Consider the following 21,579-nt stretch of genomic DNA (forward strand, 5'->3'; position numbering starts at 1 on the left):
ATTGCATTTATAGAGTCCTTTGAAATTTCAAAGGACTTTTTTTTGTCTTGGATGCAACCCTTTGAGATCCTTCTTGTCCTTCTAATATAAATCACATAAAAATCATGAGAAAAACGTTATTATCAATGGGTTTTTTACTTGTTATGGGCTTGGGTATGAATGCACAAGAATTCAAGGTCATCACTAGTGTGGAATCCATAGTACCTAATGGTCTTGGTAGATCTAGAATCATCAATGCCATTGAAGACAAGGATTACAAGGAATATACAAGTGTACAGACCGAGGACGACAACACTAGGAACAAATCTGACCGAAGTGAAATCCGAGTGAAGAATTTTGAGGAAACCAAATTATTGAACTTCTACAACTTGGGTGGTATCCGTTTCCAAAACATTGCAGCCAATGATGCTGTGATCACTTCCATGATCAATGACATGATTACCAATGGATGGGAATTGGCTTTTGTAGTAAGTGGTGTGGAAAGTGAAGGTGGTAAAGGCGATGGCCAAGGTATTTTTATTACCCGATACATTTTCAAAAAGTAATTGGCAAAGTCATATCATGACACAAAAAAGCCCTTTGAATATTCAAAGGGCTTTTTTTATTTTTTAAATCAGTCCCGCATATAAACCCTGCCCCCGGCGAAGGTCTTCTTATGTACCCTTTTGGGATTTCCATATACGGTTACATCGCCGCCAGCTGTTAGGTTAATGTCCACCAACTCGGATGCAAAAACATCGGCTTCACCTCCTGCTGATATTTTTACGTCGGTACTTGAAGTTCTCAAATTTCTTCCGTCAAAAATACCTCCAGTGTTGATTACAATCGACTGGTTCTTGGCCAGTCCTGTTGCTTCAACAATACCTCCGGTAACTGCACGAACATCAGCATGGTCCACATCCATTCCTATTCGTATGCGTGCACCTTCTTGGGCCTTCAGCTCTATCTTACTTTTGGTCACCAATTCATTACAGGTAATTTGGGCGCCTTCGTTGCCATCAATTACCTCCAAATTGGTATAGTACACCTCAATAAATGTATCTTCTCCTTGAAATTTTTTATCCAACTGCATCCGAAGTTTTAAGACTCCATTTTTATTAGTCCATTTAATATCGTCCACATTCCAACCTTTTATGGTTATCCGGTTTTCATCAGATTGAATCAGATTCACTTCGATTAAATCAAAAACCTTGATCTTGTCAAAATCACCCACTTCCGTATCGATCATACGCTGTGCGAAAAAGGTAAAGGGCAAAAACAGCAAACAAAGGGTATATATTTTTCTCATGATAGTGTTATTTACGCCTATAAAGAGCACACCCTAACTCCTTTGTTACAGTTTGGGCATAAAAAAACTGTTTGGAATCCAGAATTTTAAGATTTCTGCTTCCAAACAGCTTTAAATTATGTCTTAGTATATAACTAAGCGTTAATGATTTTTTCTTGGTGGTTGATGGATTCTTGGTGAATGGCCTTGAACATCCGCAACACAAACTCCTCGCTCAATCCGCGTTGTTCACCTTCCAAAATCATATTGCCCAGGATAGCATTCCAACGATTGCTTTGCAACACAGCCACGTTCTTTTGCTTCTTCAACTCACCGATACCATCGGAAACTTTCATACGTTTTCCCAAAAGGTCGATCAATTGATTATCCAAGACATCAATTTGAGCCCTTAAGTTGCTCAATTTGCTGTTGTATTCGGCTTCTTCGTCGGTTTCTTTTCTGATACGGAGGTCTTTCATAATCTGTATCAATGTTTTTGGGGTTACTTGCTGTGCAGCATCACTCCAAGCATTGTCCGGATCATAATGGGTCTCTATGATCAACCCATCAAAATTGAGGTCCAATGCGGTTTGTGACACATCAAAAATCATGTCACGCTTCCCTGTAATGTGGCTAGGATCGTTTATAATGGGCAAATCAGGAAACTTGGTCTGCAATTCAATGGCCAATTGCCATTCCGGAATATTTCGGTACTTGGTTTTTTCATAGGTTGAAAATCCTCTGTGAATCACCCCTAATTTTTCAATATCGGCAGAATACAATCGTTCCACAGCACCCAACCAAAGAGAAAGGTCTGGGTTAACTGGATTTTTTACCAGTACAATTTTGTCGGTTCCTTTGAGTGCATCAGCAATTTCTTGGACGATAAAAGGACTCACCGTAGATCTTGCCCCAATCCATAAAAGGTCAATATCGTGCTCCAAAGCCAAATCTACATGGGCCTTATTGGCCACTTCGGTAGCCGTCTTTAGGCCCGTTTCTTCCTTAACCTTCTGCAACCATTTCAATCCGATGGCCCCAACCCCCTCAAAATTGCCCGGACGGGTACGTGGTTTCCAAATCCCGGAACGAAAATAGTTCACATCGGTGTCCTTGAGTTCATGTGCTATTTTCAGCACCTGTTCCTCGGTTTCTGCACTACAAGGACCGGCGATCACCAAGGGGTGACCCAAGTTCATATCATCCAGCCATTTTCTCATTTCCTTCCTGTTTTCCATAATACTCTCTATTTTTTTGTAAGTGGTATTCCTTTTAATATTTGTTTTATTCTATTGGTATTGCTCATTTCTTGGTGTACACGCTCAAAGTCATTTTCCTCAATCATTGCTTTGAACATTATCAGGTTTTGGATGTATTCTTCCAACGTCTCCACCACATTATCCTTGTTCTGTTCAAAAATGGGTGCCCACATATCGGGCGAACTCTTTGCCAAACGAACGGTACTTTCAAAACCACTGCCCGCCATGTCAAAAATATCACGCTCATTTTTTTCTTTCTCAATTACCGTTTTTCCCAACATAAATGAGCTGATGTGTGATAAATGCGATACATAGGCGATATGCTTGTCATGAGCTTCGGGATTCATATAGCGAATTCGCATGTTCATATCCTGAAAAATGGCCAAAGCCCGTTCCTGAAGCTTGAAAGCGGTCTTCTCCACTTCGCAGATAATATTGGTCTTGCCATCATACAATCCCTCAATGGCCGCAGATGGTCCCGAAAACTCCGTACCTGCAATGGGGTGGCACGCCATATAATTTCGTCGCTTGGGGTGATTCTCCACAGATTGGCAAATCAAACTTTTGGTCGAGCCTGCATCAACTACAACCGTTTCATCTCCGGCCGCATCCAAAATCTTGGGCAACTCCTCTACTAGGGCATTTACGGGAATGCTCACAAAAACCAAATCAGCTGATGTCAAGGAACCATAGTTTCCTTTGGCATCAATCAATCCCAATTCCAAGGCCTCATCCAGATGGGCTTCACTTTTGTCGACCCCAGTAATTTGCACTTCAGAGTACAGTTTCTTGACATCCTTTGCAAAAGAACCCCCAATCAATCCAATACCTATAACAACAATATCCATTATCAAAATCTTTCTATGGCTTCTTCTATTTTTTCTTCTTTCACACAGAGTGAAAAACGGATATATCCTTCTCCATTACTGCCAAAAATGGTTCCTGGAGCAATGAAAATGTCTTTATCATACAACACCTGATCTATGAATTCCTCGGAAGGAACAGCTCCTTCGGGAAGCTTGCACCAAACAAACATACCAACGGCTTTTTTATCATAGGTACATCCCAACTTTTCTGTCAGCTGGAACATCAGTTCCCGTCTTTTGGTATATACCTTGTCCAGTTCCTCAAACCACTCTGGTCCACTTTGCAGGGCCGCCACAGCTCCTTTTTGAATACCGTAGAACATCCCAGAATCCATGTTGCTCTTCACCTTCAAAACAGCATTAATGTGTTCCTCGTTGCCCAAGACCATACCCACACGCCATCCTGCCATGTTAAAGGTCTTACTGAGGCTGTTGAGTTCCAAAGTGCAATCTTTAGCCCCCTCAATGGACAAAATGCTGGTAGGGTTATTGGACAACACAAAACTATACGGGTTGTCATTAACCAATAAAATTTCATGTTTTTGGGCGAAATCCACCAATTTCTTTAATTGTTCCTTAGTAGCCGTAGCTCCTGTGGGCATGTGCGGATAGCTCACCCACATTAACTTTACCCTGGATAAATCTTTCTTTGAAAGTTCCTCTAAATCGGGGAACCACCCATTTTCTTCTGTTAAGTCATAATTAACCGGGACTCCTCCAACCAATTTGGTCACCGAGGTATAGGTAGGATAACCGGGGTTGGGCAGCAACACTTCATCCCCTACATTCAAAAAGGCCATGCTAATGTGCATAATACCCTCTTTGGAACCCATCAAAGGCAAAATCTCCGTATTGGGGTCAACCGATACACCGAACTTCTGCTGATAAAAATCGGCAATGGCCTCCCGTAATTGGGGCAACCCTTGGTAACTTTGGTATTGATGTGCCCCCGAATCTGTAATGGAGTCGCGAAGCGTCTCCAAAACTTGAGGTGATGGTGCCAAATCCGGACTTCCTATTCCCATATTGATGATAGGTTTTCCTTGGTTGATCAACCCACGTACTTCCCGTAGTTTTTTGGAGAAGTAGTATTCCTGTACGCTATGTAACCTATCGGCTGTGATCATAACAACAATGCATTTTTATATTCGCCCAAAACCGTAAAATCCTCCGACATAATTTCCAATAAAGCCTTGGCCTTTGAAAAGTGTTTGTAGTTTTCAAAAGTGACATCCACAAAAAAGGCATACTTCCACGGCGTTTCAATCACGGGTAGCGACTGGATTTTGGTCAGGTTTAGGTTACAATCGCTCATCACATTCAAAACGGTGGCTAAACTTCCGCGTTTATGATCTGTTATAAATCGTAATGAAGCCTTATTGATTTCGGCTTTGGGTAAAACCTTATTTTGTTTTTTTAAGATGATAAAACGAGTGGCATTGTTTTTTATCGTTTGGATTTCTGGAGCGATGATATCCAAATCGTACAATTCTGCTGCCATCTTTGGTGCAATGGCCGCAATATGCCCCAGTTTTTCTTCTTTGATACGTTTTGCTGTTTCCGCTGTATCCACACTTTCCACCAATTTAATGTGGGGATGTCCCTTTAAAAATTCCTTGCACTGCAGCAAAGCCATCGGATGGGAATGCACCTCTTTAATGTCTTCGATGGAAGTGCCCTTTAGCACCATCAAATTGTGATGGATACTTAAATAATGCTCTCCAATGATGTGTATCTTATTGTGGTACACCAAATTGTAATTTGGAATGATGGAACCTGCTATTGAATTCTCAATGGCCATGATGCCCTTATCAGCTCTACCCTCCAACAAATGGTCAATAATGGCATCAAAGGAAAGGCACTCAAGTAGTTCTATGTCTTCCCCAAAAAAATCACTGGCCACCTGATGGTGGTTAGATCCTTCTATTCCCTGTATGGCAATTTTTAAACCCATGGCAAAAAAAAAGCCCCGATTTTTACCGGGACTTTACATGTTTATATACTTTAATCGTATTCAAAACAGTCCCGTACTTCTTTGAAAAAAGAAGTAAAAATAAAAACCGTTCCAGAAATACGTTCTTGTCATTTTTTGTAAATCTGCGGCTAAGATAGCCATTCAATCCAAAATGAACAGCGGTTCCCAAATTTTTTTTGATTTTTTTCAAAAAATCCAACTTCACTGCATTTTATTTTGAGGAACACTCCTTTTTTTAAGAATTCCATGCATTCCATAATTCAATCTTTCCATGTACATCAAAACTTCTAAAACCGTATTTTTGATTTCTAGATAAATCTTTCAAATGGATTCCCAAACTTTCAGTTTAAGAGCAAAGCCAGTCTTTGAGGTTAAGTTGTTTAATGATGAATTAAAAATCATTGATGGCAGTTTAGCTGAATCAATATCAGTTTACAAGTATTCTAAACTTGAAGATTTTAATTTTAAACGCGAGCAGACCAACTGGGGAATAACGATTTTAAGTTTCATTATAGATTTATTTACAGGAGGTGGCTCATCAGGTAAATACACCGAAAAGAACCAGTTATTATTGACTTATAGTGGGGAAAAAATGAAATACTATTTAGAAAACTGTGAGTTGTTTGAAATTTCTAAAATTGTAAAACTAGTTAACCAGAAGATTAATTAAATGTCCATCACCGTTACCAACATCACCAAGACCTTTGGCCCACAAAAAGCACTGGACGATGTCTCATTTTCCATCAATAAAGGGGAAATTGTTGGCTTTTTAGGTCCCAATGGCGCCGGAAAATCCACCATGATGCGGATTTTGACCACCTATTACAAAGCAGACACGGGTGATGCCGAAGTGAATGGATTTGATGTATTGACTTCGGAAACGGATGTTCAAAAAAGTATTGGCTACCTCCCCGAGCACAATCCGCTGTATTTGGAAATGTATGTAAAGGAATATTTAGCCTTTAATGCGGATGTGTACCAGATATCCAAATCCAAAATCGGCGAGGTCATTGAACAAACCGGACTTACCCCTGAGTCGCACAAAAAAATAGGACAGTTATCCAAAGGATACCGTCAGCGGGTGGGATTGGCCGCAGCCTTGTTGCATGACCCCGAAGTTTTGATTTTGGACGAACCCACTACAGGTTTGGACCCCAATCAATTGGTGGAAATCCGAAAGCTTATCCGGGAAATTGGGAAGGAAAAGACCATTTTGCTTTCCACCCACATTATGAAAGAAGTGGAGGCTGTCTGTGATCGGGTAATCATCATCAGCAAAGGGAAATTGGTGGCGGACAAAAAATTGGAGGAGCTCCGCGAATCGGAAGAGCAGATTATTGAGGTGGAGTTTGATTATCGTGTTGAAGAACAGCTGCTCAACCAATTGCCCAATGTTTCCAACGTAAAAAATACAGGGGGGTTTGTCTATGAAATTACCTTTGCCACTTCCAAAGACATGCGCCCAGCTGTGTTTGACTTTGCCCACGACAACCAATTGAAAACCCTTCAACTGAGCCGAAAGAACAAAAATCTGGAGAGTTTGTTCTCGGAACTTACCGCGTAGGAATCCAACATCAGTTTTCAACCATTTCAAATATGGTATTTTTGCGGAGAAGACGTAAAACGATTCCATGAAGAAGAACCCCGCCAGATTAGAATTGTCCAAAGAGGCCATGAAAACCTATGGCTACCAAATTGTGGATGCCATCGTGGAACACTATGATACTCAAAGTGAAAAATTACCCGTTGCCTTAGGTTCAAGAGAGGAAATGGACTCCCTTTTTCTAGAAGAAGCGCCCGAAGAAGGCACCGACCCGACCCAAGTGTTGAACTTTGTTCTGGAAAAAGTCATGACCACCAGTACGTTGATGTCGCACCCAAAATCGTATTCCTTTGTGCCCGGCCCTAGTAATTATATCAGTGCCATGGCCGATACACTGGCTACGGGCTACAACATATTTTCGGGAGGATGGGCTGCTTCCCCAGCCGCTGCTGAGTTGGAGATTGTTACCATTCAATGGTTACTGAAGATTTTTGGATTCCCGAAGAAAAAAGGAGGCGGTATTTTTACCAGTGGTGGTTCCATGGCGAATTTAACAGCGATAACAACTGCAAGACGCATCAAATGCGGAGATGATTTTTCCAAAGCTGTGATTTATCTTTCAGACCAAGCGCACTCCTCCAATATCAAGGCTATTCGAGTGTTGGGCTTTAAAAAGGAACAAATTCGCATTATCCCAACGGACATTGAATTCAAATTTGCGGTCAACAAACTCAAAAATTGTATTGCTAAAGATCGTTTGGAAGGACTTCACCCCTTCTGTTTGATTGCCACCTCCGGAACTACAAACACTGGAACGGTCGACCCTTTGGTAGAACTGAGCAAGATTTGCAAAAAAGAGGATATCTGGTTTCATATTGATGGTGCCTATGGTGCTGCTGCCATCCTTTCCCAAAAGGGAAAGCAACTTCTCAAAGGCATTGAAAAAGCGGATTCGTTGACGGTTGACCCCCATAAATGGTTTTATCAACCCTATGAAATGGGCTGTTTGTTGGTGCGAAACCACAAAAACCTGAGCCATACGTTCACTGAAAAACCGGAATATCTAAGGGATATTGAGGGAAATACTTCGGAAATCAATTTTTACGACCACGGTATCCAGCTAACGCGAAGATTCCGGGCATTGAAGTTTTACATGTCGCTCAAAACCTTTGGTCTGAAAGAGTTTCGGGATGCCATCACCTACAATATTGATTTGGCTGAGGAGGTGGAATCCAAATTGCGGAAGAGCAAATATTGGGAGGTTGTTTTTCCGGCGACTTTGGCCGTCATCAATTTTAGGTACAATCCCATCGAAAAAAACTACAGTGAAAAGGAATTGGATGCCATCAACCAATATATTTCTGGAAAAGTGGTGGAATCTCGCGAAGCACTTTTGGTCACTACCATTCTTAACGGACAGATTGTATTGCGTATGTGTCTCATCAACCCTAGAACAACGATAGAAGACATTCAAGAAACCTTTGAACTCTGTGAGTATTTTGCGGTGGAAAAAGAACTGCAATTGTAGGAAATCAATTGATTCGGTTTAAATTCTCATCCACATCCTTGTTTTTGAACTTGTTCGCCGAATTTCCTCCAAAACTATATTTTACGGAGAGGACCATTTCCTGCCCATCTGCATAATAGGTGCCATTGGCCTCCACCCCATTGATGGAATAACTTTCATCATAGTTCATGGCCTTGGTGATGTCATTGAAACGTAGGGCACATTGTAATTTCTCAAAAAAAATGGTGGTCACCGATGCATTCAACACCATCATCCCATTTCTTTCAATAATGCCCTCCTTCCTTGAGGTCAACGCATATCCACCGACAGAAACAATGGTGTCTTTGGCCACTTTCAATTGTTGGTTGGTATAGATATACAGATACGGTTGGGCCTTGGTGACCACTGCAGACGAGTCCTTTATTCTGTTGTAATTAAGGCTCACCGAATTGGTAGAAGACCAACTTTTATGGGAAAACGGAATCGTCAATCCAGTATAAAAACCAGACTCTTTATCAAGATTGTTCTCAGCTAGAAGTGCTACGGTATCATTTTCACTATACCCAATCATAAAATACCTGGGATTTTGCCTCGAATAGATGCCACTGAATATGGAAACATTCCCTATTTGAAGATTGGTCGAAATCTCATCCGAAATGGCCGGTACCAAATCCACATTGTTCCCAGCTTCCAAAAATGGGTTGATGAATACCCTTACGGAACTGGTTCGCGAGAAATTGGGCCGATTGATGTTTCGGGCATAGTTTAAAGAAAGGGTTTTGGTGCTGTCTATGGTAAAATTCAATCCCATTTTTGGAAATATTCGAGTGTTCTCTCGCTCCACCAAAGGTTGGGGGTGGTTTTCCAGCTGACCTTCAACTTGGTTGTATTCCACTCTGGCCCCTACATTTAAATTAAACTTCCCGCTAATCTGGGAAGCGGTGTTGACATAAATGGCATATAGACTTTCTTCATAATCATAACTGGTGATATCTTCGTTGAAGGTTTCCGGTTGAATAACCTGACTGAAGGCGTCTGCCCTAGCCTCGTTCCAACTTACCCCAAAATCCAATTGTGAATTTTCAGAGAGTGTCTGTTCAAAATCCACACGTGCGGCCAAGGATTCAATGTTGTAATCTTGATTTCTGGTCTGGTCAAGCGCTAGGCCCTCATTGTTATAATTATTTGAAATATCTGTATGCAACTTCTGCTTGAAAGTGGAATACTGGATCCCCGTAAACAAATTCAAATTTGGGTTAAGTCTTTTATTGAAATTGAAGTTGCTGCTAAAATAATCCCTTCGGTTATCGTTCTCCGTTTCAGAGGTGATCTCATTTATCTCACTCCCATTTTGTAGCAAAGTTTCGGTTTCAAAACCTGCATCATCGGTTTGGCGACGAAAAATGGTGTTAAAAGAAATGTAGTCGTTATCATCGATGGGATAGTAGAATCCAAATCCGCTATTAATCTGCATCCGTTTATTGTCAGGGATGAGCACCAAATAATCGGAATAAATATTTTCCTCAGGAATGGCGAACGCAAAGGTGTTGCTCTCCCACTGCCCAATAGTATTGTAGTTAAGATTCCCCCGAAGGTTCCATTTTCCATTGGAATGATTCCCGTTTGTACTGATGTAGTTGTTGGTGTTCTGTCTGAAGGACAATGTTTCACCCAAGGTTACCGTGGTACCCTTTTCAGTATTTTTCTTCAGTTGAATCAAAATCACCGCCCGTCCTTCCGCTTCATATTTTGGGGAAGGATTGTTGATGAGTTCAATGCTTTCAATGGTATCGACCGACAGTGCGGTAAACTCATCAAAACTGATACGTTGATTGCCTAAATAAATGAGCGGATTCCCTTTTGCAATGACTGAAATGGATTCCCGCTCTGGAGAAATTTGCACATTGGGAAGTTTGGATAACACCTCCAAGGGATCCACCATGGAAGAGAACACCGGATTCTGGACATCAATCTTAAAATTGCCATTCTTGGAAGTAATGGGATTCTTTAAGGCGACAACCTCAACACTTTCCAGCTCGGTTACCTCTTCTAGGAGCTGAATGGACAATTCTAGGTTTTCAGAAATAGCAATTTCTTGGAAATGCGTTTTATAACCCAAAGCCGAAACTTCCAACCAATACGATGTTTGGGCAACCCCTTCGAATTCAAAATTACCCTCCACCAAAGTCGTGTATTTAATCATGTCTTCCTTGTTGAAGGAATAGAGCAAGACATCACCAATGGAAATTTGGTGGTTATTGGCATCAAAAACTTCTCCCTTGATGGAAAATTGGGCTTGGGCATTTCCTACAATGCCAACTGTAAAGAAAATCCAGAATATGTGTTTCAACGTGATTGTGTTTTGAAACAAAGTAAAATCTGGATGATGTTAATGGAAAACTTAAGGGGTCTGAATTAGGTGCTAGCACCTGTACTGTTTTCAAAAAGCTCCCTCCGATTCCCCACGTTGAGTTTGCCATAAATATTGGTAATATGGCTTTTTACGGTACTCAAACTGATAAAAAGCTCGCTGGCTATTTCCTTGTTGCTCTTCCCCTCTAAAATGAGGTTGCGCACCAGAGTTTCTTGTTTGCTTAACTCAGGAAGTATAGGTTTTCGTTGTTTTAGAACTTGATGGATAATGAGAAATGCCAGCACTAGTACAAGAGCAATAAGTCCAAAATTCAACCATCGGCTCTGTTGCAATTGGCGATGGAGGACTTCTTGGTGTAGATAGGCCAATTTTTCTTCCAGAAAAAGATATTCTGTAAGAGGAATATCGCTTTGTTTGAACTTTTCCAGTAAATCAATGTAGTATTCGGAATTTTCGGCAATATCCTGATTGAGTAAGTCTTTTTCATCCAAGACCTTGATGGCCACCAACTTCACCTGAAGAATTTGAAGGGAATCCCGGGCATATCCCCTCAGTTGATATTCTTGTTCCTTTATGGATAGGGCAGATGATTGCAGTTTCTCTTCAAAATATTTGAATTTCTTCCACTCTTTTGAGCTCAGTTCGGAATGCATACTATCCTGTAATGTGGTAAAGTCATCAAAAGAGAAACCTTTGGCTTCAGCATACAAATTGCTGACCAAAAAAAGTATCAAAAAAATAGAAAGAGACCTTATCACATCCATTTGGAATAAATTTCCATAAAAATCATGAAGTTCACAAGTGGAACACAGCATCAATTTTCCCTTCTATTCTTTTCATACTTTTGAAAAAAGGGTTTACCAAAGGTACATTTCTCGATTCTGTTTGCGGAGTAAATTCCCTTTTCAATTTGATTCTAGATTTGGCAACCTTTAAGACTTTATTTCTTTTAAAGTCAGAAAAGTACCGATTTCAAAAAAATTATTGATTATCTTGAACATGAGCATTTTATGTCAAATTAAAGGCCAAACAACAGAATATGGACCTCCATCTTCCAAAACAACCTCATTGGCTGGTTTCTTATATCCTTGTGGGTAGGCTTTTATATGCTTCATTGGTTCTGTTCATCCTTGAATCTTACTTATTTTGGGAGCAACTCAAAATAGCCTTATCCAATGGAATCTGGTATGTTATTGCTTTTTGGGTGGGATGTTTTCTCTTTTCCTTTGTACATATTTTCCTGGTCATTATGGATGGATGGTCCCGTTTCCAAGATTACAAACGTGCCAAAGACTTATTTTTTGCCCATGGCTTTCAACCACGTATCGCCCGATCGTTTATTAGATCAAAATGCCAGCGAATGTCGGCCATAGAAGCAGCCAAAGAACTTAATCTCGCTCAGGAAATAAAAGAGTACTATTCAAGTCAAGGTGTGCGTTGGTATCATTTTATCCCCTATTTTATGGTTAACGATCCTTTATTTATTTTTAAAAAGTACTTCTGGTCACGTACTTTTCTTGAAAAGAATTACACTCCAAAGTACAATTACCATCAACTTTCAGAGGTCTCTCCTATATGATCATTTCAGGAAAAAATTTAAGCAAAAAATATGGTGGGTTAAAAGCAGTGGATGACGTAAACATACAATGTAATTCCGGCACTGTGACTGGGTTGCTGGGCACCAATGGGGCTGGTAAGTCAACCCTTTTTAAATTGTTGCTCGGCCTTGTAAAGCCTGATGAAGGCTCGGTAACCGTAAATTCTGTTCGACCAAAACCGCTTGGGGGCATTATTGAAAAACCTTGTCTTTATAACTATCTTAATGCTAGGGAAAACCTTAATCTTTTTTCTAAAATTCAAGGTGCTCCCACGTCAAAAATGGCTATAGACGGCTTATTGGAAAAAGTGGGCCTTCCACTGGATAGAAAGGATCCCGTAAAGAATTATTCCATGGGGATGCAACAACGTCTTGGAATTGCCATTGCCCTTATTAACCAACCGGAAGGCCTTATCCTTGACGAACCTTTCTCTGGCCTTGACCCGATTGGTGTGGAAAACCTTAGGGAATTGATACTGGAATTAGCTAAAAAAGATGGTATTGCCGTACTCATTGCTTCGCATAATGTGGATGAACTTCAAAAGTGCTGTAACTTCCTTTATGTCATACAAAACGGCACCATTATTAAATCGGAAGCCACCGAAGACCTTATTTCACAACATACTACCAAATACCATATTGTTGGAAAAGCATTGATGCAATCAGACATACTTAAAATCTACAATCCAAAAGTTCAGGGTTTAGGAGTGGAAATAGAATGTGGAACAGCTGATATTGGCAAAGTTTTGCAGGAACTGACCGCTCAAGGTATCACCATAAATTCCTGTACACCTAGAATTGACCTACATAAACTATTTCAACCAACAGAACAATGAGGGCATTATTTTGGGCTGAACTCTTCAAATTATGCAAACAAAGAAGAACCTATTACGCTTTGGGGGCCATACTTGTAATGGAGATCATCATTCTTTTTAGTGCCTATTACCAGGGTCGTTCTTTTATCGACTTGTTATTGACCAATTTCAAGGAAACCTTCTACTTTGAAGGAAATCTCCTCAACGGCAACCTGTTGGTCTATGTTATCTTAAACACACTATGGTTTCACCTTCCCTTACTGCTCATGATCATTATTTCAGGATTGTTAACGGCAGAATACAAGGATGGAACCTTGCAAACGGTTTTTCTACAGCCGGTACATAAATTAAAATTTATTGCATGTAAATATTTGGCAGCCATTCTATTTACACTAGTATCCGTTTTATTCCTCATGATTACCGCCTTTGGCCTATCCTACTTGATCTTTGGCCAAGGGGATCTAATCGTCTATCTTGACACATTTAATTTTTATGAACCCCATGATGCTTTTCACAGATTGATTTGGGCTTTTTTCTCAGGAAGTGTAACCATGGTTTTTTATACCGTTGTTAGTTTAACCATGGCCATTTGCTTTAAGGATGCCACCATAACTTGGATCGTAGCGGCATTTTTTCTAATCGTATCCAGTTTGCTGATTCGTATTGACTATGGCGATTCATTATTTGGAAAAGTACTCTATGCTAAACTTGGGGAAAGTTGGCAGTATTTTTTTCACTTTGAAATACCATGGCAACCCATAATTATCAATAATGGCCTTCTCATTGTTTATAGTATACTTGTTATGGCCTTGGGCATGCTTATTTTCACCAAAAACGATATCTCATGAAGCATATCATGTATACCTTATATTTCTTTGGAACTTTTTTTAGTTGTACTTCTGCCTTTGCGCAGCAGGTGGATAGTGATTTGTTGGCCATTAAGGAGCGCTTGGATGCCATCATTGCATACCAGGCCGACATGAGTTTGGACATTCATGCTGATTTCATTAAAATGCCCACTAAGTATGCCACCGTAACCTATACCAAAGATCAACCCTTACAGTTTTCTTCAGATGATTTTATACTGATCCCTAAAAAAGGACTTGATGTTACCATGTCCCAACTGTTTGAACACCCTTTTATAACAGTAAATCGTGGTTTTGAAAAACAAAATGGTAAAACGTATAAAGTGGTGAATGTGATACCAAATGACGATAAATCAGACTACAGCATTGCCAAAATTGTCATGGATACGGTGATGACACGAATTGTAAGCACAGAAATACACACGAAAAAAGAGGGGTCTTTTACGCTTCAGATGACATATTCCGACAAAACAACCATATTGCCGGAGCAGCTAGAAATTTTCTTTGAAATGGAGCGGCTCCGCTTACCCTTCAATTTTTTAGGGAAAAATGCAGAAATCGACAGAAAAAAAATGCGTTCACAAGAATCACAGTCAGGAAGCATTATATTAATGTTCAAAGACTACAAAATAAAATATGGCTCCTCAGTTTCTAGATAGGGATACGTCTTTGGTTTTATAAAACCACTCAAACTTTTTTTTGGCAATTTTTACAAACGGAACAAAGCATCAATGGCCCCATCCAATTTTTCCTGCACTTTTGGGTCGGTACAATTGATTAAAATAGAGATGACCAATTCCTCCTTGGGATACACAAAAAAATTGGTGTAGGTTCCAACACTGTTTCCCACGTGCCCCACAAAAGACCTTCCTTTTGCATCTTGGCTCACTTGAAATCCCAGTCCATAAAAAACCGATTTCCCATTAATCATCTGTGAAGTCAACAATTGGTCATAGGTTTCTTTTTTGAGCAGCTTTTGTTCCAATATGGCCTCACCTAGCAAAGCTACATCTCTGCTAGTCGATAAAAATCCACCACCCGCCAATTTGTAGGAATTGTTTACGGGAAGCGCTTTTTTGAAGCAGAGTGAAGTTTTAGTATAGAACTGTGCCAATCTTAATTTTTTTTGTTGCAACAGGTCTCGACTGCGCTCGACCTGACAAGGTGAAAATGTATATCCCATCCCCAAAGGTTGAAGTACATTTTCGGCCACATAATCTTCAAAAGGCATTCCACTGGCTTCTTGCATGGCCAAGGAGAGCAATACAAAATCAAAACTGTTGTAGAGATATCCCTTTCCAGGTTCAAAAACCAAAGGCGAATCTTTAAACACCTCAACACTATCTTTTATGGAATACGGTTGATCAAGTGCGTATTCCTTTCCCCGATACCCCCGAATACCTGCGGTGTGACTTGCTAGTTGGCGCAGGGTAAAATCATACTTTTTTTTGGAGTAATAAGGTACGTAGTCATAAAATGAGCTATCCAAATCAAGAATACCATCTTCCAGCATTTTACCCAAGGTCAATCCTGTGATGCATTTGGAAATACTGGCAATCCGAAATATAGTTTGTTTTGCATCTACTGGGACCTTCCGTTCCACATCGGCATAGCCATATCCTTTTTGAAGCACGATTTGCCCTTTTTTGAGCACAGTAACCGCCATTCCGGGGACTTGTCCTTCAGCCACAAGATTATGAAAAATCGCATCCGCCTTTTCCAAGCCTCGAAGACCTTCCTCCAGTTTTGTTCTTGGAGAATTTGAAAATAATTGTTTGATATGGGCAAACAGTGGACTCAATATTGCTGGTTTGTTCTTCCGAACATAGTGAGAAATCCAAAAAAAGGAAAGCGAAACCTGTTTTAATTAAATCGAAGAAAAGTTCAGTCCTGGAAAATTAACCTACCGTTAAAAAGTATATCAACCTCAACTTCGGGTGGACGATTAAAGCTGATGACATCTCCCGTACCCCTAATCACTCCACTGATGCGTTGTTGAGGATTAACAAAAACATCGTTGGAGCCCCTATGGTTAACAGTTACATTTTGGGAAATAAGATTATCAGCTTCTACTCTGGAATCCCCAGCAGCCACGGTCACATTAAAATTAGTGGTGGCACCGCTCACTTTAAAATAGGCTATGCCGTTTACAACAATTCTGATAGTGGTAGAATTTACTTCCAAATCAAAAGAGCCATCCGTGGTCTCTGTCTCGGGGTTGCTAAAACTTTCAGAAATCAATGTCAAGCTAGGGTAATTGAGAACGCCATCACTAGAAATTAGCAATCCGGTGCTGCTCCGTATTTCTGAAACATTGGGAGAGGTGACATAAATAGTTGTCAACCCGTACTCACGGACATAATTGCAGCTGTTTTCATTTCTTAGGATAAGCCGATTATCCTCGACTTTCACGGAAACATCATTCCGAAGAAACTCCCCAGTTTCAACCTCCACTTTTTGCTCCTCGCCCTGTTTGAGCACCACATTAAGATTCTCAAAAACGGTTATTTTACTGAACTCAGAAACATCTACCGCTTCCCGAACCGTATCTCCGGCATTTTGGAAGCAGTCTGGCACATTGTCGCCATTGCAGGAAGTTAGAATGAATAAAAGAAACATCAAAGACATCCCTAAAGCCCGCCTGAACATCGGGTAGGTCCCCTCAAGGGGACGCTTTGTACTTCGTATGCCGTACTTTCTGTCTTTCATAACCGTATCCCTATTCCAAATTCAACAGCTTCCGCTTTTGCTCCATGTGATTTTAGGGTGATGGCCCCAAAGACCTTATCCCCAAAATACCGTTTCATTCCTATTCTGTTGTACATCCTTCCTTCAAAATCAAAAGGATAGTACACATAATATCCCAATTGGGTCACAACACTCAATTTGTTTACAAAGAGTTCATGTCCAATGAACAGACCCACCCTTTTATAATCGGTATCAGGGTCTACATCCATTTCTGGAAAGGAAGTGGATTGAAACCGAATCAACTCCTTTAAAAAATGGGAAAAGAAGACATCGGCCCCAAATTGAATGGCACTTTTTCGACCCAATCGCTTATCGGCATAGGTTGATAAAATCCAAAATCCGTAACGGCCTGAGTTAATCACATCGCTCTCATTAACTCCGCCTCTCAGTACCAGGTTATATCGAATGGGTTCGGTGATTTTTTCCTTGGGACCCGGTTCCACATATTCATAAGCCTTTCCACCGTCCAAATCGTACGTAAGTCCAAAATTCACGGCCATGGTATTGGTTGAGGTATTTGGAGCCTTTAAATTGGCGTTGGAGTAATGGATGAGTGAGATACCTGCCTTTAACCCCAACCCGGCCAACAAATTTTCCTTATGGTAGTTGAGCATTACCATGGTGGTACTCAATAGGTAGGTTCCATAGGCATTGTTCCTAAAATTTTCCTGTTTGTCGTATGGATTGGTGCTGTATGCAACTCCCTGCCCAATCCGAAACTGTAAGTTTCGCTTCAAGAAATAGAAATTGTAATGGGCGTAAAGTCCAAAATTCTTTCCAAGGGTGGGATTGTTCATGTCTTGATATACAAATGAGAATCCGGTGTCGGGGTAGCCAAACTCGGATTCCCAATCCTCATACCCAAACCGTTTTCTGTTAAAGCCCAGAATAAATCCTGTCGGATGATCAGTAATCAAATGGGAAATATCCGGATTATGCAGCAGTATGGATCCATAGAACTGACTGGCATCCAGCACATATTTTTTGGGGATATCCTCGTCTTGGGCGTATCCAAAGCAAAGGCATAAGAAGGTAATAAAACAGAAAAGGGGCCTCATGGGGCACTAAAGTAGGAATTTAAAACACTTCCTTGGCAACCGCCTTAATGTTATCTGATTTTCCCATGGAGTAATAATGCAAAACGGGTACTCCCGCTTCCTTGAGTTCCTTGGACTGCTGAATGCACCACTCTACCCCAACTTGACGCACTTCCTTATTGGTCTTGCAGGCTTCCACGGCATCCACCAAATCCTGTGGAATATCCACCCGAAACACTTGGGGGAGCAACTGCAAGTGTCTTTTTACGGCGATGGGCTTAATCCCTGGAATAATAGGTACATCAATACCCATTTCACGGGCAGCTTCCACAAAGGCAAAGAATTTTTTATTGTCAAAAAACATCTGTGTTACAACGTAATCCGCACCCAATTCCACTTTTTCCTTCAATCGTTTTAAATCGGATTTTAAAGAAGGGGCTTCCATGTGCTTTTCGGGATACCCCGCCACACCAATGCAAAAATCGGAACAGTCATCGGTCTCAATTACTTCATGCAGATAATTTCCAGTATTTATATCTTGGATTTGCTTTACCAATTGTGACGCGTATTGGTGTCCACCTTTGGTGGGAGCAAAATATTTTTCCTCTTTCATAGCGTCACCGCGAAGCGCCATTACATTTTCAATTCCCAAATAATGACAATCCACCAACAAATACTCCGTTTCTTCTTTGGTGAATCCGCCACAAAGTACATGGGGCACTGTATCTACATTGTATTTATGTTTAATGGATGCACAAATCCCCAAGGTTCCGGGTCGCATACGGGTGAGTTTTTTATCCAAGAGACCATCCCTATCAATGTACACATACTCCTCCCTTGAGGTGGTAACATCAATAAATGGAGGTTTAAATTCCATCAAAGGGTCAATATTGTTATAGAGTTCTTGAATACTCTTCCCCTTTACCGGTGGTATGAGCTCAAAACTAAAAAGCGTTTTTCCTTTTGCCTTTTTAATATGGTCGGTTACTTTCATTTGCTATTCGTCAACTATGTTGGGAGCCAGCCATTTTTGGGCCTTCTCCAGTTTTATATCTTTTCTTTTGGCAAAATCCTTTACTTGATCTTGCTCTATTTTCCCCAATCCAAAATATTTCGCCTGCGGATGTGCAAAATAATACCCACTAACACTGGCGGCAGGCCACATGGCTAAACTATCGGTCAGCTTTACTCCGATTTTTTCCTCTACCCCCAACAGTTCCCAAATGGTCAATTTTTCCAAGTGATCTGGACAGGCTGGATACCCGGGTGCTGGACGAATTCCTTGATATTTCTCTTTAATCAAGGCTTCGTTGTCCAAAGCCTCATCAACAGCATAACCCCAATATTTGGTTCGCACTTCTTTATGGAGGTATTCCGCAAAAGCTTCCGCCAAACGATCGGCCAATGCTTTGATCATGATGGAGTTGTAATCATCATGCTCTTTCTCAAATTTGGCCGCCAACTCTTGGGTACCAAATCCTGTACTCACGCAAAAACAGCCTACGTAATCCTGAATTCCAGATTCTTTTGGTGCAATAAAATCCGCCAAAGCGATATTGGGCACCCCCTCACGCTTTTTGAGCTGTTGACGAAGTGTTCTGAAAACCACATCCTTGGTCATTTCGACTCCGCTCAATGACCCATTGTCCATTGTTATTGGTTGAAGGGCAAGGGCAATATCGTCATCATTAATGGAATTTGCTGGAAACAGCCCAAAAATGGCCTTGGCCTTCAATAATTTTTCATCCAACACTTTCTTCAAAAGCTCCTTCGCATCCTTAAAAAGTTCCTTGGCCTGTTCGCCAACCACTTCATCCGTCAAAATATCCGGGTATTTTCCATGCAAATCCCAGCTTCTAAAAAACGGCGACCAATCAATAAACTCTTCCAGCTTGGTCAAATCAAAATCCTCCCAAACCTGAATGCCCAATTGGTTGGGCTTTTTTATTTCCGAAGGATTCCATTCAATTTTTAGTTTATTTTCTCGAGCCTCATCCAAGGTCAAATACTCCTTTGTTCGGGAACGACTTAGGAACTTTTCCCTAAAACTCTCATAATCCAGTTTGATGGATTTCTTATACATGATGGAGGTTTCATCCTGAAGCAAGTCGCCCACCACTGTTACAGCTCTTGAGGCATCGTTCACGTGTACCACCGATTTGCTGTACACTGGATCTATTTTTACCGCGGTATGGGCTTTGCTGGTCGTTGCACCTCCAATCAAAAGGGGAACCTCAAAGTTTTGACGCTCCATTTCCTTGGCCAAAAACACCATCTCATCCAAGGAAGGAGTAATCAATCCGCTGAGACCAATAATGTCCACTTGTTCTTCCTTGGCCTTGTTGATGATTTTTTCTGGAGGAACCATTACCCCCAAATCCACAATTTCATAATTATTGCAGGCCAATACCACGCTCACGATGTTTTTACCAATATCATGCACATCGCCTTTCACGGTGGCCATCAAAATTTTTCCCGCTGCTTTGGCATTCTTGTCTTTTGATGCTTCAATATAGGGCGTTAGATAGGCCACAGCTTTTTTCATTACCCTTGCAGATTTCACCACTTGGGGCAAAAACATTTTTCCGCTTCCGAAAAGGTCGCCGACCACATTCATTCCGGTCATCAAGTTACCTTCGATTACTTGTAGAGGTTTAGCTGCTTGTTGGCGGGCTTCTTCAACATCTTCAATAATATATTGATCTATTCCCTTGACCAAAGCGCGCGTAATTCGATCTTGAAGGGGCTCTTGTCTCCAAGATAAATCGACCTTACTTTCTTTTGTAGTCCCAACAACGGTCTCGGCAAATTCCAATAAGCGTTCGGTGGCATCATCCCGCCTATCCAACAGCACATCCTCCACATATTCCAACAAGTCTTTGGGGATATCGTCATATACCTCCAACATGGTCGGGTTTACAATTCCGATGTTCATCCCAGCCTTGATGGCATGGTACAAAAAGGCCGAATTAATGGCCTCGCGAACCGGATTGTTCCCCCTAAACGAAAAAGAAACATTGCTCACCCCTCCACTTACGCTGCAATGGGGTAAATTCTCTCGAACCCAACGGGTGGCTTCTATAAAGTCGACGGCATTGCGTCTGTGTTCTTCCATTCCCGTTGCCACTGGAAAAATATTAAGGTCGAAAATGATATCCTCCGGAGGAAATTTCACCTTGTTGACCAACACATCGTAAGACCGCTCCGCAATTTCGATTCGGCGTTCCAAATTATCGGCTTGACCTACTTCATCAAAAGCCATGACAATAACCGCAGCACCATACCGTTTAACCAATTTGGCATGTTTGATAAATTCCTCTTCTCCTTCTTTAAGACTGATGGAATTCACCACACATTTACCTTGAACCACTTGCAATCCGGCTTCGATGATTTCCCATTTGGAACTATCGATCATGATGGGGACGCGGGCGATATCGGGTTCAGAAACGATTAAGTTCAAGAATCGAACCATGGCTTCTTTTCCATCGATCAAACCGTCATCCATGTTCACATCGATAATCTGGGCTCCACCTTCCACTTGATCTCGGGCCACATCTAAAGCTTCATCAAATTTTTCTTCTTTGACAAGCCTTAAGAACCGTTTGGAACCGGCCACATTGGTACGCTCCCCCACATTTATGAAATTGCTTTCGGGGGTGATGACCAAGGGCTCGAGACCACTTAGTTTTAGATATCTCTCTCCATTTTCCTTTACCATAATGCTA

General features: G+C 41.1%; 20 protein-coding genes. 8 read left to right on the forward strand and 12 right to left on the reverse strand.

What is annotated here, in order from left to right; genetic code table 11:
• Positions 1-125 precede the first annotated feature (125 nt).
• On the forward strand, positions 126-545 hold the full coding sequence (locus J0X14_RS10450) for a hypothetical protein (protein ID WP_410548703.1): 420 nt from the start codon (positions 126-128) through the stop codon (positions 543-545).
• A gap of 68 nt (positions 546-613) precedes the next feature.
• Here the strand turns inward: J0X14_RS10450 and J0X14_RS10455 are convergent, their stop codons facing one another.
• The 5 genes from J0X14_RS10455 to J0X14_RS10475 form a co-directional block, all read right to left on the reverse strand.
• Positions 614-1,288, reverse strand: coding sequence for a head GIN domain-containing protein (locus J0X14_RS10455; RefSeq protein ID WP_207097725.1), 675 nt, complete (start codon positions 1,286-1,288; stop codon positions 614-616).
• Positions 1,289-1,422: 134 nt separating this feature from the next.
• Positions 1,423-2,505, reverse strand: a complete 1,083-nt coding sequence (locus J0X14_RS10460; protein ID WP_207097726.1) for a bifunctional 3-deoxy-7-phosphoheptulonate synthase/chorismate mutase type II — start codon at positions 2,503-2,505, stop codon at positions 1,423-1,425.
• An 8-nt stretch (positions 2,506-2,513) separates the two neighbouring features.
• On the reverse strand, positions 2,514-3,374 hold the full coding sequence (locus J0X14_RS10465; RefSeq protein WP_207097727.1) for a prephenate dehydrogenase: 861 nt from the start codon (positions 3,372-3,374) through the stop codon (positions 2,514-2,516).
• 2 nt (positions 3,375-3,376) lie between these two features.
• The gene (locus tag J0X14_RS10470) at positions 3,377-4,519 is read right to left on the reverse strand and encodes a pyridoxal phosphate-dependent aminotransferase (protein ID WP_207097728.1); all 1,143 of its coding nucleotides are present in this window, start codon (positions 4,517-4,519) and stop codon (positions 3,377-3,379) included.
• Complete coding sequence (locus tag J0X14_RS10475; RefSeq protein WP_207097729.1) at positions 4,516-5,346, reverse strand: prephenate dehydratase; 831 nt, start codon at positions 5,344-5,346, stop codon at positions 4,516-4,518. The genes J0X14_RS10470 and J0X14_RS10475 overlap by 4 nt, the downstream gene beginning before the upstream one ends.
• A gap of 346 nt (positions 5,347-5,692) precedes the next feature.
• Between J0X14_RS10475 and J0X14_RS10480 the strand changes: the two genes are divergently transcribed.
• The 3 genes from J0X14_RS10480 to J0X14_RS10490 all read left to right on the forward strand — a co-directional run bounded on the left by J0X14_RS10480 (position 5,693) and on the right by J0X14_RS10490 (position 8,438).
• Positions 5,693-6,037: a hypothetical protein gene (locus J0X14_RS10480; RefSeq protein ID WP_207097730.1), complete on the forward strand. Its 345-nt coding sequence runs from the start codon at positions 5,693-5,695 to the stop codon at positions 6,035-6,037.
• The gene (gldA, locus tag J0X14_RS10485; RefSeq protein WP_207097731.1) at positions 6,038-6,931 is read left to right on the forward strand and encodes a gliding motility-associated ABC transporter ATP-binding subunit GldA; all 894 of its coding nucleotides are present in this window, start codon (positions 6,038-6,040) and stop codon (positions 6,929-6,931) included.
• Between the two features lie 67 nt (positions 6,932-6,998).
• Positions 6,999-8,438: a pyridoxal phosphate-dependent decarboxylase family protein gene (locus J0X14_RS10490; RefSeq protein ID WP_207097732.1), complete on the forward strand. Its 1,440-nt coding sequence runs from the start codon at positions 6,999-7,001 to the stop codon at positions 8,436-8,438.
• 4 nt (positions 8,439-8,442) lie between these two features.
• Here the strand turns inward: J0X14_RS10490 and J0X14_RS10495 are convergent, their stop codons facing one another.
• Both J0X14_RS10495 and J0X14_RS10500 read right to left on the reverse strand, forming a co-directional pair.
• Positions 8,443-10,767 carry a TonB-dependent receptor domain-containing protein gene (locus J0X14_RS10495; protein WP_207097733.1) on the reverse strand — a complete coding sequence of 775 codons (2,325 nt, stop codon included), beginning with the start codon at positions 10,765-10,767 and terminating at the stop codon, positions 8,443-8,445.
• Between the two features lie 65 nt (positions 10,768-10,832).
• Positions 10,833-11,555 carry a helix-turn-helix domain-containing protein gene (locus J0X14_RS10500; protein ID WP_207097734.1) on the reverse strand — a complete coding sequence of 241 codons (723 nt, stop codon included), beginning with the start codon at positions 11,553-11,555 and terminating at the stop codon, positions 10,833-10,835.
• A gap of 275 nt (positions 11,556-11,830) precedes the next feature.
• On the opposite strand from J0X14_RS10500, the gene J0X14_RS10505 reads away from it, so the two are divergent.
• Genes J0X14_RS10505 through J0X14_RS10520 form a run of 4 tightly spaced genes read left to right on the forward strand, consistent with a single transcriptional unit; the run spans position 11,831 to position 14,728 of the window.
• Positions 11,831-12,370 (forward strand): hypothetical protein, encoded by a 540-nt coding sequence (locus J0X14_RS10505; protein WP_207097735.1) that lies wholly within the window; start codon positions 11,831-11,833, stop codon positions 12,368-12,370.
• Positions 12,367-13,224: an ABC transporter ATP-binding protein gene (locus tag J0X14_RS10510; RefSeq protein WP_207097736.1), complete on the forward strand. Its 858-nt coding sequence runs from the start codon at positions 12,367-12,369 to the stop codon at positions 13,222-13,224. Before J0X14_RS10505 ends, J0X14_RS10510 begins: the two co-directional genes overlap by 4 nt.
• Positions 13,221-14,051 carry an ABC transporter permease gene (locus J0X14_RS10515; protein WP_207097737.1) on the forward strand — a complete coding sequence of 277 codons (831 nt, stop codon included), beginning with the start codon at positions 13,221-13,223 and terminating at the stop codon, positions 14,049-14,051. Before J0X14_RS10510 ends, J0X14_RS10515 begins: the two co-directional genes overlap by 4 nt.
• Positions 14,048-14,728 (forward strand): hypothetical protein, encoded by a 681-nt coding sequence (locus tag J0X14_RS10520; RefSeq protein ID WP_242527996.1) that lies wholly within the window; start codon positions 14,048-14,050, stop codon positions 14,726-14,728. The genes J0X14_RS10515 and J0X14_RS10520 overlap by 4 nt, the downstream gene beginning before the upstream one ends.
• Positions 14,729-14,778: 50 nt before the next feature.
• On the opposite strand, the gene J0X14_RS10525 is transcribed toward J0X14_RS10520, so the two are convergent.
• From J0X14_RS10525 to metH, 5 genes are all read right to left on the reverse strand, one after another.
• Positions 14,779-15,870 carry a serine hydrolase domain-containing protein gene (locus tag J0X14_RS10525; RefSeq protein WP_207097738.1) on the reverse strand — a complete coding sequence of 364 codons (1,092 nt, stop codon included), beginning with the start codon at positions 15,868-15,870 and terminating at the stop codon, positions 14,779-14,781.
• Between the two features lie 83 nt (positions 15,871-15,953).
• The gene (locus J0X14_RS10530; protein ID WP_207097739.1) at positions 15,954-16,778 is read right to left on the reverse strand and encodes a head GIN domain-containing protein; all 825 of its coding nucleotides are present in this window, start codon (positions 16,776-16,778) and stop codon (positions 15,954-15,956) included.
• Positions 16,775-17,875: an acyloxyacyl hydrolase gene (locus tag J0X14_RS10535; RefSeq protein WP_207097740.1), complete on the reverse strand. Its 1,101-nt coding sequence runs from the start codon at positions 17,873-17,875 to the stop codon at positions 16,775-16,777. Before J0X14_RS10535 ends, J0X14_RS10530 begins: the two co-directional genes overlap by 4 nt.
• A gap of 19 nt (positions 17,876-17,894) precedes the next feature.
• Complete coding sequence (gene metF, locus J0X14_RS10540; protein ID WP_207097741.1) at positions 17,895-18,848, reverse strand: methylenetetrahydrofolate reductase [NAD(P)H]; 954 nt, start codon at positions 18,846-18,848, stop codon at positions 17,895-17,897.
• 3 nt (positions 18,849-18,851) lie between these two features.
• A complete protein-coding gene (metH, locus tag J0X14_RS10545) occupies positions 18,852-21,572 on the reverse strand; it encodes a methionine synthase (RefSeq protein WP_207097742.1) in 2,721 nt (906 codons plus the stop codon).
• Positions 21,573-21,579 lie beyond the last annotated feature (7 nt).

It is taken from the genome of Allomuricauda sp. CAU 1633, from assembly GCF_017313225.1.
Classification (GTDB): Bacteria; Bacteroidota; Bacteroidia; order Flavobacteriales; family Flavobacteriaceae; genus Flagellimonas.